This is a genomic window from Arthrobacter sp. 01T425, from assembly GCF_056398725.1.
On the sequence record NZ_JBFTPY010000012.1, the window covers coordinates 50193 to 66353 of the forward strand.

Annotated in this window: 13 protein-coding genes; 6 read left to right on the top strand and 7 right to left on the bottom strand. The window is 67.5% G+C overall.

The genetic code is table 11. The features are described 5' to 3' along the window. Positions 1-59: 59 nt before the first annotated feature. On the bottom strand, positions 60-716 hold the full coding sequence (locus tag AC1DNG_RS14270; protein ID WP_476887640.1) for a response regulator: 657 nt from the start codon (positions 714-716) through the stop codon (positions 60-62). Next, positions 713-2125 (bottom strand): sensor histidine kinase, encoded by a 1413-nt coding sequence (locus AC1DNG_RS14275; RefSeq protein ID WP_476887641.1) that lies wholly within the window; start codon positions 2123-2125, stop codon positions 713-715. The genes AC1DNG_RS14270 and AC1DNG_RS14275 overlap by 4 nt, the downstream gene beginning before the upstream one ends. Before the next feature lie 196 nt (positions 2126-2321). Between AC1DNG_RS14275 and AC1DNG_RS14280 the strand changes: the two genes are divergently transcribed. Together AC1DNG_RS14280 and AC1DNG_RS14285 are read left to right on the top strand one after the other, a co-directional pair. Further along, the gene (locus tag AC1DNG_RS14280; RefSeq protein WP_476887642.1) at positions 2322-3422 is read left to right on the top strand and encodes an FtsX-like permease family protein; all 1101 of its coding nucleotides are present in this window, start codon (positions 2322-2324) and stop codon (positions 3420-3422) included. Positions 3423-3465: 43 nt separating this feature from the next. Then, complete coding sequence (locus AC1DNG_RS14285) at positions 3466-4194, top strand: ABC transporter ATP-binding protein (RefSeq protein ID WP_476887643.1); 729 nt, start codon at positions 3466-3468, stop codon at positions 4192-4194. Between the two features lie 3 nt (positions 4195-4197). Here AC1DNG_RS14285 and AC1DNG_RS14290 read toward each other — a convergent pair whose 3' ends face one another. The 5 genes from AC1DNG_RS14290 to AC1DNG_RS14310 all read right to left on the bottom strand — a co-directional run bounded on the left by AC1DNG_RS14290 (position 4198) and on the right by AC1DNG_RS14310 (position 10342). Then, positions 4198-5646 carry a phytoene desaturase family protein gene (locus AC1DNG_RS14290; RefSeq protein ID WP_476856765.1) on the bottom strand — a complete coding sequence of 483 codons (1449 nt, stop codon included), beginning with the start codon at positions 5644-5646 and terminating at the stop codon, positions 4198-4200. Beyond that, positions 5643-7121, bottom strand: coding sequence for a glycosyltransferase family 87 protein (locus tag AC1DNG_RS14295; protein WP_476850699.1), 1479 nt, complete (start codon positions 7119-7121; stop codon positions 5643-5645). Before AC1DNG_RS14295 ends, AC1DNG_RS14290 begins: the two co-directional genes overlap by 4 nt. A gap of 270 nt (positions 7122-7391) precedes the next feature. After that, a complete protein-coding gene (locus AC1DNG_RS14300) occupies positions 7392-7526 on the bottom strand; it encodes a hypothetical protein (protein ID WP_263407439.1) in 135 nt (44 codons plus the stop codon). A 752-nt stretch (positions 7527-8278) separates the two neighbouring features. Continuing rightward, positions 8279-8863, bottom strand: coding sequence for a histidine phosphatase family protein (locus AC1DNG_RS14305; protein ID WP_028277661.1), 585 nt, complete (start codon positions 8861-8863; stop codon positions 8279-8281). Beyond that, a complete protein-coding gene (locus tag AC1DNG_RS14310) occupies positions 8864-10342 on the bottom strand; it encodes a CCA tRNA nucleotidyltransferase (RefSeq protein ID WP_223914879.1) in 1479 nt (492 codons plus the stop codon). Between the two features lie 171 nt (positions 10343-10513). Here AC1DNG_RS14310 and AC1DNG_RS14315 point away from each other — a divergent pair, with 171 nt between their 5' ends. From AC1DNG_RS14315 to trxB, 4 genes are all read left to right on the top strand, one after another. Continuing rightward, positions 10514-11062: an NUDIX hydrolase gene (locus tag AC1DNG_RS14315; protein ID WP_223914878.1), complete on the top strand. Its 549-nt coding sequence runs from the start codon at positions 10514-10516 to the stop codon at positions 11060-11062. Positions 11063-11124: 62 nt separating this feature from the next. After that, the gene (gene murJ, locus AC1DNG_RS14320) at positions 11125-13188 is read left to right on the top strand and encodes a murein biosynthesis integral membrane protein MurJ (protein ID WP_476856794.1); all 2064 of its coding nucleotides are present in this window, start codon (positions 11125-11127) and stop codon (positions 13186-13188) included. Between the two features lie 171 nt (positions 13189-13359). Continuing rightward, positions 13360-14907, top strand: coding sequence for an ABC transporter substrate-binding protein (locus AC1DNG_RS14325; RefSeq protein WP_476856764.1), 1548 nt, complete (start codon positions 13360-13362; stop codon positions 14905-14907). A 297-nt stretch (positions 14908-15204) separates the two neighbouring features. After that, positions 15205-16161: a thioredoxin-disulfide reductase gene (trxB, locus tag AC1DNG_RS14330; RefSeq protein WP_028277980.1), complete on the top strand. Its 957-nt coding sequence runs from the start codon at positions 15205-15207 to the stop codon at positions 16159-16161.

The following is a 16161-nucleotide window of genomic DNA, read 5'->3' on the forward strand; positions in this document are numbered from 1 at the left end:
CCCCGGGCCACCAACAATTCTGTTGTCACATAACACCGTCACCTGCCCGCCGGGGACGCCTAGGGCCGCCGGATGATCCTGCGCTGCGCTGCCACGGCGATCGCGGCGGTGCGGTTGTCCACGCCGAGTTTGCCGTAGATGTGCACCAGGTGCGTCTTGACCGTGGCCTCGGAAATGAACAGCTGCTTCGCGATCGCCCGGTTTCCCATCCCGGTGGCCAGCAATCCGAGCAGCTGGACCTCGCGGGCGGACAGGGCGGGCTCCGGATTCCTGATCCGGCCCATCAGCCGGGCCGCGACCTCGGGGGCCAGCGCGGTGCCGCCCGCCGCGGCAGAGAGCACCGCCTGGCGGATCTGCTCCGGCGGGGCATCCTTGAGCATGTAGCCGCTGGCGCCGGCCTCGACGGCGGCCAGGATGTCGGCGTCGGAGTCATAGGTGGTCAAGATGAGCACCGGCGGCGCCGGCTCGCCGGCCTCTCCTGCCTTGATCCGGCCGGTGGCGGTGACGCCGTCCATGCCGGCGCCCATCTGCAGGTCCATGAGCACCACGTCCGCGGGCTCGCCCAGGGTGTGGAGCCTGGCCAGTCCGGTCAGCGCGGCGGCGCCGTCGGCGGCCTCGGCCACCACTGTGATGCCCTCCAGATCACCCAGCATTGCCCGCAGACCGGCCCGGACCACCGGGTGGTCGTCCACTAGGAACACCCGGATGTTGTTCATTTCCGGTCCCCGCGGGCCGGCGCCGGCGCGGCGTTGGAACCGGGCGCTTGGCCCAGTGGCAGCCGGATGGCCACCACGGTTCCCTCACCCGGGGCAGACTCGATGTCCAGCTGCCCGTGGAGGGCGGCCACGCGGTCCCGCAGCGACGTCAGCCCATAGCCGGACCCGTCCGGACGGGCCGGCAAGGCCGAGGGGTCGAATCCGGCGCCGTCGTCGTAGATGTCCATGGCCACCTCCGGGCCGAGGAAGGAAAGGGTGACGACGGCGGTGCCCGCCTGCGCATGCGCCCGCACGTTGGCCAGGCTCGCCTGCGCGGCCCGGAGCAGGACCGTCTGGTGGGAGCCGGGGAGTTCCACCGGCACGCCTTCGACGTCGAGGCGGCAACGCAGCCCGGCACCCCGCGCCGCGGTCTCCGCTTCGGTCGTTTCGCACAGCCGGAGAAGTCCGGCGACGAGGGAGCCGTCCTCAAGATCGGGGGACTGCAGGGCCCGGACGAAGTTGCGGGCCTCTGCCAGGTTGGCGGCGGCCGTGTCCCGGACAATGCGGAGCCTGTCCCGTGCCACGGCGGGTTCGCCGTCGTCCAGGGCCTTTTCGGCCGCGCGCCCCATCAGCACAATGCTGGACAAGCCCTGGGCGAGGGTGTCATGGATTTCCCGGGCCAGCCGGGTCCGCTCGGCCAGGGTGCCCGCATTGTGCTGGGTCCGGGCGAGTTCGGCGCGGGTGCGGCGGAGCTCTTCGGCCGCCAGCCGCTGGTTTTCCGCCTCCAGGAACAGTGCCCGGTAGGCCAGCCCGGTGACCACAGCGAAGGCTGCGCCGAAAAAGGGCCCGAGCACCATGGGCAGCTGCAGCCCCACGCTGGCCGGATCCGCACTGGCCAGATCGGGAGACGCGGTACCGCCGTTGTGGAACCAGAGCGCCGCAATGACAAACACTGTGCTCAGTGCGATCGCCGGCAGCGCCAACCGGCGCCGGAGCACGTGCAACTGCAGGAAGAACAGCGGGAAGGCCAGCCAGACGAAGTCGGCACTGGCCCAGACCAGCAGCAGCCAGAGGAGGCAGACGCCGCCCAGCCACCAGGCCGAGTAGGGCCGCGGATCGAACCGGGTCCGGCGGGCGGCGTGCCGTTTCTCCAGCACGGTGCCCGCGAGGTAAAAGGCGGCGAGCAGCACGGCCAGCAACAAGGTGATCCACTCCTGGCCCGTGATGCCGCCGGCCAGGAGCCGGAGCAGCGCTACCAAAAGCAGCACCGCAAAGCCAACGTGCAGGCTCACGCGAAGGACGCGCAGAATGACGGCCGCCCCGGTGGGCTCCGTGCCCGGCGCCGGTGCGCCGGCATGCCCAGCGTCGGCGTGCCCAGCGCCCTTGGGTCCTGTGCCGTTGTGGACCGTGTTTCCGGCGTCGCCCTCCATGCTTCCAGCGTAGTGCCGGTGCGGCGGGGCTCCTGCGGAAAACGGCCCGCCCCCGGCGGAATCAACCTTTTGGTTGATCGCAGGGCCGTCCGACCGGTGCCGGCGGTCCAACCGGGCGGCCGATGCCCCGGAGCTCGGCGGAGGGAAGGCTGGAAGCAACGCCACAAGCGCCTCAAACGACACCACTAAGGACACCATGTATCTCGCCATCCGCGATATCCGCTTTGCCAAGGGACGGTTCGCCCTGATGGGTGCGGTCGTCGCCCTCATTACCCTCCTGCTCGTCATGCTTTCCGGACTGACGGCCGGCCTCGGAAACCAGTCGACGTCGGCCCTCGCCGCCCTCCCGGCCGACCAGCTGGTCTTCGGCGCCCCGGCGGGGAGCGAACCCAAGGCCTCGTTTACCGAATCCGAGGTCACGCGCGCCCAACAGAGCCTGTGGTCGGCGCGCGACGGCGTCGCCCGCGCCGACGCCGTTGGGATCAGCCAGAGCCGCTTCCAGGCACTCGGCGCCGGAGGCGTGCCGGCACACACGGCAAGCGTTGCGGTCTTCGGCACCGAGCCCGGCGCAGGCCTGGCTCCCGCCCCGCTGGCAGAGGGAACCATCGCCGTCGGAGCTGGACTGGCGGAGGACCTGGAGCTCAACATCGGCAGCCACGCCTCGGTGGGCGGCGCCGACCTCGTGGTGACGGCGGTCGTGCCGGAGCAGTGGTATTCCCACACCGGCGTCGTGTGGACCACGCTGGCCGATTGGCAGAAGCTGGCGCATATCCAAGACACGGACGCCGCGACGGTGCTGGCCGTGACATTCGACTCCACGTCCGGAACAGGGGTAGATCTCGGTGCCGCCAATACCGCCGCGGGAACCGTCAGCACCACGATCGACGGGTCTTTCCAGGCCCTCGGCTCCTACAAGAGCGAGAACGGCTCGCTGCTGCTCATGCAGGCCTTTCTCTACGGCATCTCAGCCCTCGTGATTGTTGCCTTCCTGACGGTCTGGACGGTCCAGCGCACCCGGGACATCGCCGTTCTGAAGGCACTGGGCGGGTCCGCGCGCTACATCCTCCGGGACGCCATGGCGCAGGCGGCCCTGGTCCTGCTGGCCGGCGCGGTGGCCGGCGGGCTGGCCGGTGTGGCCGGCGGAGTCCTCGCGGCGCAGGCGGCACCGTTCCTCCTCACGCCCTGGACAACGCTGCTGCCCATCGCCGGAATCGTGCTCCTGGGCCTGGCCGGGGCAGCCCTCGCGGTCCGCAGCGTGGCCCGCGTCGATCCGCTCATCGCCCTCGGCGGCAACTGAGCAGCCCCGGCCCGCCCCATATATTCCTAGAAAGGCATATCTCGTGAATTCAACTCTGAACAACACCGCCCTGAACCTCGTCAACGTCACCCTGGAGTACCCGGACGGAGACGGCACCCTCAAGGCCCTGGATTCCGTGAGCCTCAAGGTGAACGCAGGCGAATTCGTGTCCCTGATCGGCCCCTCGGGGTCCGGCAAGTCGTCCCTGCTGGCCGTCGCCGCCACCCTGGTCCGGCCCTCCGCCGGCCTGGTGGTGGTCGACGGCGAGGACGCCGGCGGATTGCCCGACTCCGGCCGCACCGCACTGCGGCGGGACAAGATCGGCATCATCTTCCAGCAGCCCAACCTCCTGCCCTCCCTCACCGCGGTGGAGCAGCTCGTGATCACCCAGCGCCTGCGCGGCGGGACGGCGCGGGCGGCCGGGGAACGCGCCGCGGCTCTGCTGGACCTTGTCGGCCTCGGGCATGCCCTGGCGAAACGGCCGCACCAGCTCTCCGGCGGCCAGCGCCAGCGCGTCAACATTGCCCGGGCACTCATGGGCAACCCTGCCGTGCTGCTGGTGGACGAGCCGACGGCAGCCCTTGACCACCAGCGCAGCGAAGCGATCATCCGGTTGCTGCGGCAGGTCACCGACGAGTTCAGCGTGGCAACGGTCATGGTCACCCACGACACCGATTACGTGCCGCTCACCGACGCCGTCGCGAGCATGCGCGACGGACGGCTGTCCGCCAGGGCGGCGACGGCGGCCGCTGCGGCGCCGCGTCGGGGCTAGCGGCTAGGGGACCCGGTATCCGAGGTCCGGGACGCCGAGACCGAACATGTCCTTGAGGGCATGCCGGGCGGCGTGGAAGCCGGGCATCCCGGTGACGCCGGGACCGGGCGGGGTCGACGACGAGCACAAGTACACCCCTGGCAGCGGCGTCCGCCAGGGCACCGGGCTCAGCACCGGCCGCCGCAACATGCCCCAAAGGTCCATGCGGCCTGCGCCGAAGTCCCCACCGACGAAGTTCTCGTCGTACGCCGCCAGCCCTGCGGCCGTGGTCACCTTGAACTGCACCACCACATCCCGGAACCCGGGCGCGAAGCGCTCCAGTTGCGCCATGACCGCATCGCTCATGTCCACAGTGGAACCGGCCGGAACGTGGCAATAGGTCCACAGGATGTGCCGGCCGGCCGGCGCGCGGCCGGCATCAAAACGCGAGGGCTGGGATACCAGCACGTAGGGCCGGTCCGGATGCCGTCCCGAGGCGACCAGGCGTTCCGCTTCGGCGGTTTCCGCCCGGGTGCCGCCCACGTGCACCGTCCCGGCATCGGCGAGGCCGTCCGCCGCCCACGGCACCGGTCCGGAGAGGATGAAATCGACCTTGCAGGAAGCGTTCCCGAAGCGGAAGGACGCCAGGGCGCTCTTATAGCGCGACGGGAGCCGGCCCTCCGCCAGGTGCAGCAGCGCGGGGGGTGCCACATCCAGCAGCGTGGCCCGGGCCGGCGGCAGCTCCGCGAGCGATGTGATCCGCCTGCCGGTCTCGACCACCCCGCCATGGGCCTCGATGTCAGCGGTCAGCGCCCGGGCAATCGCGGCCGATCCGCCGCGCGGAACCGGCCAGCCGCCGGCATGGCCCAGGGCGCCCAGCATCAGCCCGGCGCCGGCGGCGGTGATCGAGGGCAGCGGCGCCACGGCATGCGCAGCGACGCCGCTCAGCAGTGCGGGAGCCAGGTCCTGGCTGAACCTCGCATTCCACAGCGGCGAGCCTTGTTCGAGCGCCCGGAGGCCGAACGCGGCGGCGGCCAGGGGATCTGCCGGAATCCGCAGCAGCTGGTTCAGGGTGAGGTCCGCGACGCCCTCCACCCGCCGCACGAGGGGCTCCATGAGCTGGCGGTAGGCGGCGCCGTCCCTCCCGAGTTCCGCAACGGTGCGGTCCAGGGAACGGTAGGCCAGCGCCGCGCGGCCGCCGTCGAGCGGGGATCCGTACGAGAGCTCGGGCACCTCCAGGGGCACGCGCCTGGACAGCTCGAACCGGCGGAAAAAGGGTGAGGCCAGAACCATGGGGTGCACGGCCGAACAGACGTCGTGGAAGTGGCCCGGTTCCATCAGTTCGGCGGTGCGCAGTCCGCCGCCGGGTGTGGCGGCTGCCTCGAACACGTGGACTTTGAGTCCGGCCCGCGCCATGGTCACCGCCGCGGCCAGCCCGTTGGGGCCGGAACCGACGACGGCGACGTCAGTCATGCGCTGTGGCTTTCCGCCACGGCACGCTTCCGCCACGGCACCAGGGACGCCGCGGGGCGGCGCAGATCAATCCGCAGCCAGTCCGGTGCACCGTCGAAGGGGCCGCCATGCGGATCATCGATGCGGTGGCGGCGGATCACGTCGCTGGACGGATCCCAGATGTCCCAGGCGACACGGGCCATCAGGTACGCGGTGGCGAGCATGTGGGCAACCACGGCCAGGACGTAGTAGGGCATGTCGATGTTGTGCTGGGTCGAGCCGCCGCTGGTTGCCTGCCCGAGGTACATCCAGATGGCGCCCCAGTGCAGCGCTTCGATGGCTTGCCAGATGACGAAGTCACGCCAGCGGGGCCGGGCAAGGGCGATCAGGGGGATCAGCCACAACACGAACTGGGGGGAGTACACCTTGTTGGTCAGGATGAACGCGGCCACGATCAGGAACGCCAGCTGCGCGATCCTCGGCCGGCGGGGTGCCGTCAGTGCCAGGACCGCAATCAGGATGCAGGCCAGGAGAAACAGATCCAGTGCCAGGGAGTTGATGGCCGCGGCCTCAAGCGGATTCCAGCCCAGCCGGGCGGCCACCAGGTTGTAGGCGAACCAGGGCGAGCTGTAGCCCGCCGGCCGCTCCTGCGTGAACTGGTAGAAGTACTTCCAGCCGTCCGGATTTGCCGCGGCTGCCGGGACGTTGACCGCCAGCCAGGCCGCGGTTGCGGCACCGGCCGTGATCAGCAGCGCCCGGATGCGCCCGCTCCGGAGCGCCAGCAGCAGGACGGCGCCGAGGATCAACAGCGGGTAGAGCTTGGTGGCCGTGCCCAGGCCGATGAAGATCCCGGCGAGGACGAGCTTGTTCCGCGCAAAGAAGTACATGCCAAGAGCCAGCATGCACACGGCCCACATGTCCCAGTTAATGACGCCCGCCAGGACAATGCCGGGGGCGAGGGCAACCATCGCCGCGTCCCAGGACCGCCGGCGGTTCGTCCGCGCCGTGGCCAGCACGGTGATGATCCAGACGGCGGCGATCAAGGTGGCGTTGACGTCGAAGTAGCCAAGGACGCGGGGATCGTCGGTGCCGGCGCCGGGCACCAGAAGTGCGGTGGCACCCGCAATCAAACCCATCAGCACGGGGTACTCGAAGAGGCTTCCCGGGGTAATGAAGGGGAAGGCGCCATCGCCGAGGCCGCGGTTGCGGAACAGCTCCGGAAAGTCCGAGTAGCACGTGGCGTAGAACTGCCCGGGTGTTTCCCAGCCGTTGGTGCGGCAGAAGTTCTTGAGCAGAATCCCGGCCAGGGCGGCGAGGACAGTGAGGATGACCAGAACACGATCCACCGTAAAGAATCCCGGCGAAACGATCCCGGGCGCCGAGCGGTGGCCCAAGGGACCGCCTACCAGTTCCGTGAAGTTTCGGAGAAAAGGGTCGCTGCGGCTCGGGATGACCAATCGGACCCGTTTGCGCTCCGGCGGCTTTGTCTCCTGCATGACCTTGAGCTTACCGGGGGACATTGACCCGTGCCGCGCCGCGGTCTTCGCTGGCACGTCGTATCGGAGCCGCCACAACGGCTGGCCACGAAGGGATGCTTAAAAGGGGGAGCCCGTGCGGCGACGCACGGGCTCCCTGGGATCGGTTCCAATGTCAGTCATCAGGTCCTCCTTCGCTGCGGACAGTCCTGCCGGCAACGGGCTCCGCCCCTGCACGGGACTAGTCCATGCGCCGGTGGCGGAAATGTCCGGCCGTCAGCAGATCGGGCGTCAGCGAATCAGGCCGGCCTGATGCATGGCGAGGAACGTGTCGTCCCGCCTTTGGTCCAGGAGTTGGCCGTTGAAGCGTGTCGACTCCCTGCGGCTCAGCTTTCGGAACAGGACCGTATAGAGCTTGTTCATCATGGTTCTTACCTCCCCTCGGGGACTCGATCGGCGCGCCCTGGTGGCGGGCAGGGCTGTGCGGTGGGCAGGAGCGGTGGTTGCGGTAGTCACAGGGACCTTTCGTTGGTGGGGATTGAGCCGCCTTGGTTCAATGGGGCGAACAGGAGGCAGCAGGAATGGGCGGATGAACGGGCCGCCGTATTTTGGGCGCGACAAATAGAGCGCTGGATGCAGGGAATTCGAATAACCGGTTCCGGGCGTGGCAATTAGCCCGAAAATCCCTGGCCTTAATTAGGCCGGAATTCCGGATAGGAAAAAGTTATTCGATGGAGAATGGCCCCTGGACGCGGTAGCGCCGAAACCCCAACAAGAAGCTGGGTTCCGAACTATGGGGAGGCTGCGCAACCGCGTGGTTCCGCCTGTTCAGGCTGCCGTCATTGGGCTTTCCGTCATGGAAGGCCAACTGCCGCGGGCCCCAGGCTGCATTGCCTGGGACGGGAAAGCGGTCAGGAAACAGTCAGTCCGACATTTGGGCGCGGGTCAGCGAACGAGGCCGGGTTGGCGGTGGTGGAGTACATCCATCCGCTAGTCAAAGTAATCATCATTTTCCCAACCTCCTTTTCTGTTCTGCCGTGGCTCCGGCTGACAGGCCGGGCGACGCGCGCCGTGACCCCGGCAAGTCGCCTTGGGGTCAGAAATAAAAATACACTACGAATGCGGCAGTTGCCTACCGAATTCATAAACTTTTTTTAACTTTGTTTTAAAAACCGGTTTTAGAGTCCCCAGCGCACGATTGCCGGTGTCTTCTTATCCCATCCCAGTGTGCAGACTTTGGCGGTCCCCAACACGAAATGCCGGCCCTCGCGGGGGTCCAATCCGAGCCACCGGGCGGTCAGGATGCGGGAGAAATGCCCGTGCGCGACGATCAGCACATTGTCCAGGCCCGATTCGAGCACCCGGGCCACGATCTTGTCCGCGCGGGCGGCGACGTCGTCGAGCGCTTCACCATTGGGCACGCCGTGCGTCCAGATCAGGTATTCGGGGTTGTCCTTGCGGATGAGGTCCGAGCTGATGCCCTCATAGTCGCCGTAGTCCCACTCCACCGCCAGCGGCTCCAACTGGGCGTCGGGGTAGCCGGCGAGTTCGGCGGTCCGGCGGGCACGGCGCAGGGGTGAGGTCAGTACGAGGTCGAAGTCGACGGTCTCGAGCACCCTGCGCGCCTCCACGGCCTGCTGCTCGCCTTCCACCGTGAGGGGCATGTCCGTGAGACCGGTGTATTGCCCGCTCTTGGACCACTCTGTTTCACCGTGCCGCAGGATCCACAGTTGGGGGCGGGGGCCGTTGGATGGTGCAATCACTTAGGACTCCTCAGTGGTGGAGAGTTCGGCGCCGGCGGGCGCCGCCTCGGGCTGTGCCGCCCACCAGTCCCGCAGGCGGGATTCGGCGACGGCGGGATCGAGCGGGCCGTGCTCCATGCGTTCTTCCAGCAGGAATTTGTAGGCGCGGCCCACCACGGGACCGGGCTTGAGACCAAGCAGCGCCATAATCCGGCCGCCGTCCAGGTCCGGGCGGACGGCGTCGAGGGACTCCTGCTCCCGCAGCGCCGCAATCCTGTCCTCGAGGTCGTCGTAGGCGAAGGACAGCCGGTCCGCCTTGCGCTGGTTCCGGGTGGTGACGTCGGAGCGGGTGAGCCGGTGCAGGCGCTCCAGGAGGGGACCGGCGTCGGTGATGTAGCGGCGCACCGCGGAATCGCTCCAGCCGGCCTCACCGTAGCCGTAAAAGCGCATGTGCAGCTCCACAAGCCTGGCCACGGCCTTGATGGTGTCGTTGTCGAAGCGCAGCGCCTTCATGCGCTTGGCGGTCAGCTTGGCGCCCACCATGTCGTGGTGGCGGAAGCTCACTGCGCCGCCCGGTTCAAAGCGGCGCGTGGCCGGCTTGCCGACGTCGTGCATGAGGGCGGCGAACCGCAACACGAAGTCCGGGCCGGGAACCGGGCCGTCCGCCTTCGACTCCAGCGCTGCTGCCTGTTCCAGGACCTGCAGCGAGTGCTGGTAGACGTCCTTGTGGCGGTGGTGTTCATCGGATTCCAGGCGCAGGGCCGAGACTTCCGGCAGCACCAGGTCCGCAAGTCCGGTATCGACGAGCAGGTCCACGCCGGCCCGCGGTTGCGCGGCGCAGATGAGCTTGATCAGTTCATCGCGCACGCGTTCGGCCGAGATGATGCTGATCCGTTCAGCCATCCGGACCATGGCCTCGCGGACGTCGGCGTGCAGCGACACCCCCAGTTGGGCCGCGAACCTCGCGGCGCGCATCATGCGCAGGGGGTCGTCGGAGAAGGACGTTTCCGGCGGCCCGGGCGTGTTGAGGATCGAGGCGTGCAGGTCGCGGACGCCGCCGAAAGGATCGACGAGCTCCAGCATGGGCAGCCGCAGGGCCATGGCATTGATCGTGAAGTCCCGCCGCAACAGGTCATCCGTCAGGGATGTTCCGAAGGCCACTATCGGCTTGCGGGACTCCGGATCATAGGCGTCGGCCCGGTAGGTGGTGATTTCGATCTGGAAGTCGTCCTTGCGCATCCCGATGGTGCCGAAGGCGCGCCCGATCTCCCAGTAGTTGTCCGCCCATTTCTTGATCAGGGCAACCGTCTGGTCCGGAGTGGCGTCAGTGGTGAAGTCCAGGTCGGGCGAGACCCGGCCAAGAAAAAGGTCACGGACCGGCCCGCCCACGAGGGACAGCTCGTGGCCGGCGTCCACGAAGCGCTGCCCGAGCTCCAGAACCACCGGATCCACCTGGAAAGAAACGGTGTGGGAGTCAGTCTTGTGATGTGCGTGCGCCATAGTTACTTAAGCTTGTCAGAAAACCGCGCCAGCACCACACCGGAACCCGCAAGGATCCGGCGGGTTCGTCACGATTGCGCACGAACCGGCGCGGGCCGACTTTCCCGGCCGTCTACTTTCCGGCCATGTTTAGGTCATCAACAGCGGGCAAGAGTCGTTAGAGTGGACCTCATGGCCCATCCCGTACCGAGCGCTCCCGGCAGGAGGACAAACGCACCGTTGCCGTCGGCAATAGGTGCCAACGTCGCGCCTGTCCAGCACACGGGCCAGGCCTCCCTGCCCACCGTGGAGGAAATCTCCGCCGGCGGCGTCGTGGTGGACATGTCCGACGCCGACCTGCGGGTAGCGATCATCGCGCGCCTTAACCGCGGCGGACGTCTCGAGTGGTGCCTGCCGAAGGGCCACCCGGAAGGCAAGGAAAGCAACGAGGAAGCCGCGGTCCGCGAGATCGCCGAGGAAACCGGGATCGAAGGCAGGATCCTGGCACCGCTGGGAAGCATCGACTACTGGTTCACCGTGAGCGGGCACCGCGTCCACAAGACCGTGCACCACTACCTGTTGCGGGCCACCGGCGGGGAACTCACCATCGAAAACGATCCGGACAAAGAAGCCGTGGACGTCGCGTGGGTTCCGATCCAGGAGCTGGCGCGCAAGCTGTCCTTCCCCAACGAACGCCGCATCGCGGATCTGGCCAAAGAAGTCCTGCCGGAAGACCGCTGAAGGCCGCCGGTGCGGCCGGTCACGTCCACGGATAGCGACTAATGCCCCGCGCGGGTGAGACGATGAAGACGATGTCATCAGCCAAACCCGCCCCCGTACCCTCCGGCCCCGCCGATTCCAAAGCTGCCCAATCCGGAGAAGCCCGTTCCAGCGCCGTCATGGCTGCCGGAACCCTCGTTTCGCGTTTCCTGGGCTTCGCCAAGACCTGGATGCTGGCCGCCGCCCTGGGCCTGGGCTCGACGGTCAACGACACTTTCATCAACGCCAACAACCTTCCCAACCTGATCTTCCTGCTGGTGGCCGGCGGGGTGTTCAATGCTGTTCTGGTGCCGCAGATCATCAAAGCCAGCAAGGCGCCGGACAAGGGAGCGGACTACATCAGCCGGCTGCTGACGCTGGCGGTGCTGGTGCTGCTCGTTCTCACGCTGCTGGTCACGCTCCTGGCGCCGTCAGTCATTCAACTGACCACCCAGGGCTACTCGCCGCAGCAGAAGGCCCTCGCGGTGTCGTTCGCGTTCTGGTGCCTTCCGCAGATCTTCTTCTACGGCCTGTACGCCCTGCTGACCCAGGTCCTCAACGCCCACGGGGCCTTTGGACCCGCGATGTGGGCGCCAATCATCAACAACGTCGTGGCGATCGCCGGGCTGGGCATGTTCATCGGCATCATGGGGTCCAACGCCACCAACCCGCACACGATCGACAACTGGGGCCCGTTCCAGACCATCCTCGTCGCCGGGTTCTCCACAATCGGCGTCGTCACCCAGACCGCCGTGCTGCTCATCCCCGTGTTCAGGCTCCGGCTGGGGCTGCGGCCGCGCTTCGGCTGGCGCGGGGTCGGTCTGGGCCATGCCGCGAAGCTGAGCGTCTGGACCCTGGCGACAGCCGCCGTCGGGCAGTTCGCCTTCCTTTACGTCATGCGCATCGCGACGATCCCGGGCGCGGAACGGCTCCGCCTCCAGCAGGCCGGGGATCCCGCGGCAGCCTTCATTCCGGGCAACGCGGTGCTGGAGGTGGCCAGCCAGCTGTACCTGCTGCCGCACTCCATCATTGCCCTGTCCCTGGCCACCGTGCTGTTCAACCGGATGACCCGGGCGTCCCAGGACGGTGACCGGGCCGCCCTGCGAAACGCGCTCTCCCACGGGCTGCGGACCATGGCCGTGGCAACCGTCTTCGGCGCGCTGGCGCTCTTCGCGCTGGCCGGACCGCTGGGCATGTTCTTCTCCGGCAACAATCGCCTGGACGGCGTCATGCTGGCCCAAACCCTCACGATCCTGGCCCTCAGCACCCCGTTCATGAGCGCCAACTTCATGATGTCGCGGGTGTTCTACGCCAATGAGGACGCACGGACGCCGTTCTTCATCCAGCTGGTCCTGGCGCTGGTCAACCTGTCGGCCGCGTTCGCGATCCAGTTCCTGCCGTTCGATCAGATCATCTTCGCCATCGCGATCCTCTACACGGCCGGCAACATCCTTTCCGTGATCGTCAGCGCGACCTTCCTGCGCCGGCTCCTGGGCCACCTCGACGGGCCCCGCATCGCCAGCTCCTACATCCGCATGGGGTATGCGGCCCTGGGTTCCGCCCTCGCCGGAGCTGTGGCGTTGTGGCTGCTGGGCAGCTACAACCCGGACGGCTACGCCTGGAGCGACCGGACCGCCGCCCTGGTGACAATCGTCGTCGTCGGTCCCGTCATGCTGGCCGCCTATTTCCTGCTGCTGAAGCTCTTCCGGGTCACCGAGCTGCAGGACCTCCTGCAGCCGCTGCTTGGGCGGCTCCGGCGCAGCACCGCCGCAGGGCCCGGCACGGGGCCGCAGGCAGGCGGCGCGGCGGAGGTCCGGAGGGCACCGGAGCGGGCCACCGTCTCGGTGGATACGGGCCTGATTCCGCGAATTTCCGGCGAGTTCGACGCCGAGTCGTTCCGTGCCGGTCCCGACATCAGAGAAGAGGACTCGTTCCCTTACGGCCGTCCCGCGGGCCCGGAGGGCGGTTACCTGCCGGCAGAAGACCTCCCCAGCACCGCGCAGGGCGGCTTGGGCAAGGGCGATGTTCCCCTGCCGGGCCGCCGCACCTACCAGGGGCCGGCCGGCCACAACCCCTACTTCCCGTTTGGCGGGAAAAAGAAAAAATGATCCCGGCTCCGTTTCGAACTGCCGTGCTCACGCGGCCTGGACAGAGCATCGGCTAGGATCGAAGACTAACAAGGGAAGTTGCGGACCAGCGGTCAACCGGCTTACCGGAGGGCACACGGTCGCTCTCGGAGTGACCACGTCGGCAGGTCCCGGACAGTCTAGGAGGAGCCCGTGTCCCACCCGATCGATGTCGGATCAGTACTCGGTGGCCGCTACAAGGTCACTGCCACCGTACTGACCTCACATGACCAGGATCTGGTGCTGGACGGTGTGGACCAGGTGCTCAACCGCCCCGTGAGCATACTCGTCGCAGGCCCGGGCAACGCCGACCAGGTGGCCCAGAGCGCCCGTGAAGTGGCCACGGGCGAACGTCCCGGCAACGTGCAGATCCTCGATCTTGGCGTCAGCGACGCCACCACGTACCTGATCACCAATCACACCTCGGCCGCGGATCTGCTGGATCTTGTGGTCTCTTCCAACCCGCCGTACGTCGAACCCTTCTTCACGGACACGCTGGGCAGCGAGATCTTTGGGCAGGCCCGCTCCCACGAACCCGAAACCTACGACGGGCTTTACGACGACGAGGAAGTCGACGCCGGGTACATCAACTATGGCCAGGCCCAGGGCACAAACGCACAGCCGCCGGCTTCTCCGGCACCGCCCCCCGCGGGAGTACCGTCGCGGCCCGCTTCCGCTCCTGCTGCCGCGGCAGCAGCCGCGGCGGCCGCCAGGGCACCCAAGGCCCCCACAACCGCACCGCAGGAGACGGCGGCGCATTCAACGGCGCCGCAGCCCGTCCAGAACGGCGGCGCGCCCCGCCAGGCCGAAGCGGCAGCGCAGCAGCCGGCAACCGCCGCGGCACCAAAAGTTTCCTTGTGGTCCGACGACGACTACACCGGTGACGATCACCGCGGCGGAGAGCACCACGGCGGCGCAGCCGCGGCTGCCGGAGTGGCTGCTGCCGGCTTCGACTCGGCGGATCGGGCTCCGGGCAACTTCCCCGCCTCCGCCCGTGCCGCCGTCGACCAGGATGAGGACGAGTACGAGTACGAAGACGAGGACGAGCCCAACCGGGAGCCGCGTTCCATGCGCTGGCTGGTGGGCGGGCTCCTGGCTGCCGTGCTGGTGGTCGGCCTGATCTTCGCGGTCACCAACCTTGGCAGCCTCTTCAAGAGCAGCCCGCAGACCAACGCCGCAACCTCCGCCTCCTCCAGCGCACCGGAACCGTCCACCGCGCAGCCGTCGTCGACCGCCACCGAGGCGCCGGCGGCCGGACCGCCCGTCATCGAAGACGTGACGCGACTCGGCAACTTCGATTTCGCCGGAAATTACGACTCCGACCTCGTCAAGACTTTTGACGGGAACGGCGCGAGCTTCTGGTCAGACATGGAATTCGCGACGGACGACTGGGGCGGACTCGCCTCCGAAGTTCCGCTCGTGGTCAAGCTGAAGGACCCTTCCAAGGTCTCCTCCGTCACTCTGAGCCAGTTGGGGGCCTCCGGTGGCAACATCAGCGTCTTCACCAATGACAAGCCGACCCTGGACGGTGCAAAGCAGATTGGCAGCAACAGCTTTACGTCACCGGACCTGACCATGCCGCTGTCTGAACCCGTCACGGCGCAGTACGTGATCGTGTCCATCAAGAAGCTTCCGAAGCTGGCCGCACCCAAGACCCGCTATGGGTACGGCCTGCGCTTGGCCGAAATCAAAGTCCAGTAACGGCCCTGCGCGGCTGCCGCTGCGCCCAAAGGCGGCGGCTGCGCTGTAAGGCTGCGGCTGCGCTCTAAGGCTGCCGCTGCGCCCTAAGGCGGCTGTCGTGCAGCGGAGGCCACGCCCGCCGGATGGCCGGTAATCCTGGGCCGTCTCCGGCCCCGGCCCCGGCAAACCGGTACCCTGAGTAGTGGTGTTGCTCCGTGACGCCCATTTCGGCCGGAATATTCAATGCCCGGCAATAGTTGTGCCATGTGGCCGGCCATCGAGGCGGGCGCATCGACAAAGGAAGAGGTTCACCGTTCAGTGAGCAACGCAGAAAACACTGCCTCCGAAGTACGTGATGTCATCATCGTCGGCTCCGGCCCGGCGGGCTACACCGCAGCGGTGTACACGGCGCGCGCGAACCTGAAGCCGCTGCTCCTGGCAGGCTCGGTTACGGCCGGCGGCGAACTGATGAACACTACGGACGTGGAGAACTACCCAGGGTTCCCCGACGGCATCATGGGCCCGGACCTGATGGAGAACTTCGAGAAGCAGGCCGCCCGTTTCGGCACGGAGATCCAGTTTGAGGACGTCACCGATTTGGACCTCGACGGCGACGTCAAGACCGTCACCATCGGTACGGGGGAGACCTTCAAGGCCCGTTCCATCATTCTTTCCACCGGTTCGGCCTACCGCGAGCTCGGCTTGCCGAACGAGAAGAGGCTTTCGGGCCACGGTGTGAGCTGGTGTGCAACCTGCGACGGTTTCTTCTTCAAGGATCAAGACATTGCCGTCATTGGCGGCGGCGACTCCGCCATGGAAGAGGCCCTGTTCCTCACCAAGTTCGCCAAGTCCGTCACGGTGGTCCACCGCCGCGATGCCCTCCGCGCTTCAAAGATCATGGCTGACCGCGCCTTGGCCCACGAGAAGATCAACTTTGTGTGGAACACCGGTGTGGAAGACGTGTTGGGACAGGACAAAGTCACCGCATTGCGGTTGAAGAACCTGGTGGACGGCACGGAATCCGAACTGGCCGTAACCGGAGTATTCGTGGCAATCGGCAACGATCCCCGCACCGATCTGGTCAAGGGCAAACTCGAGCTGACCGCAGAGGGAACCATCGCCGTGGACGGCCGCACCTCGAAGACCAGCGTCCAGGGCGTCTTCGCTGCCGGTGACGTCATTGATCCGACCTACCGCCAGGCCATCACAGCCTCCGGTTCCGGGTGCGTGGCCGCCCTCGACGTCGAGCACTACCTCGCAGATTTCCACGCCTAA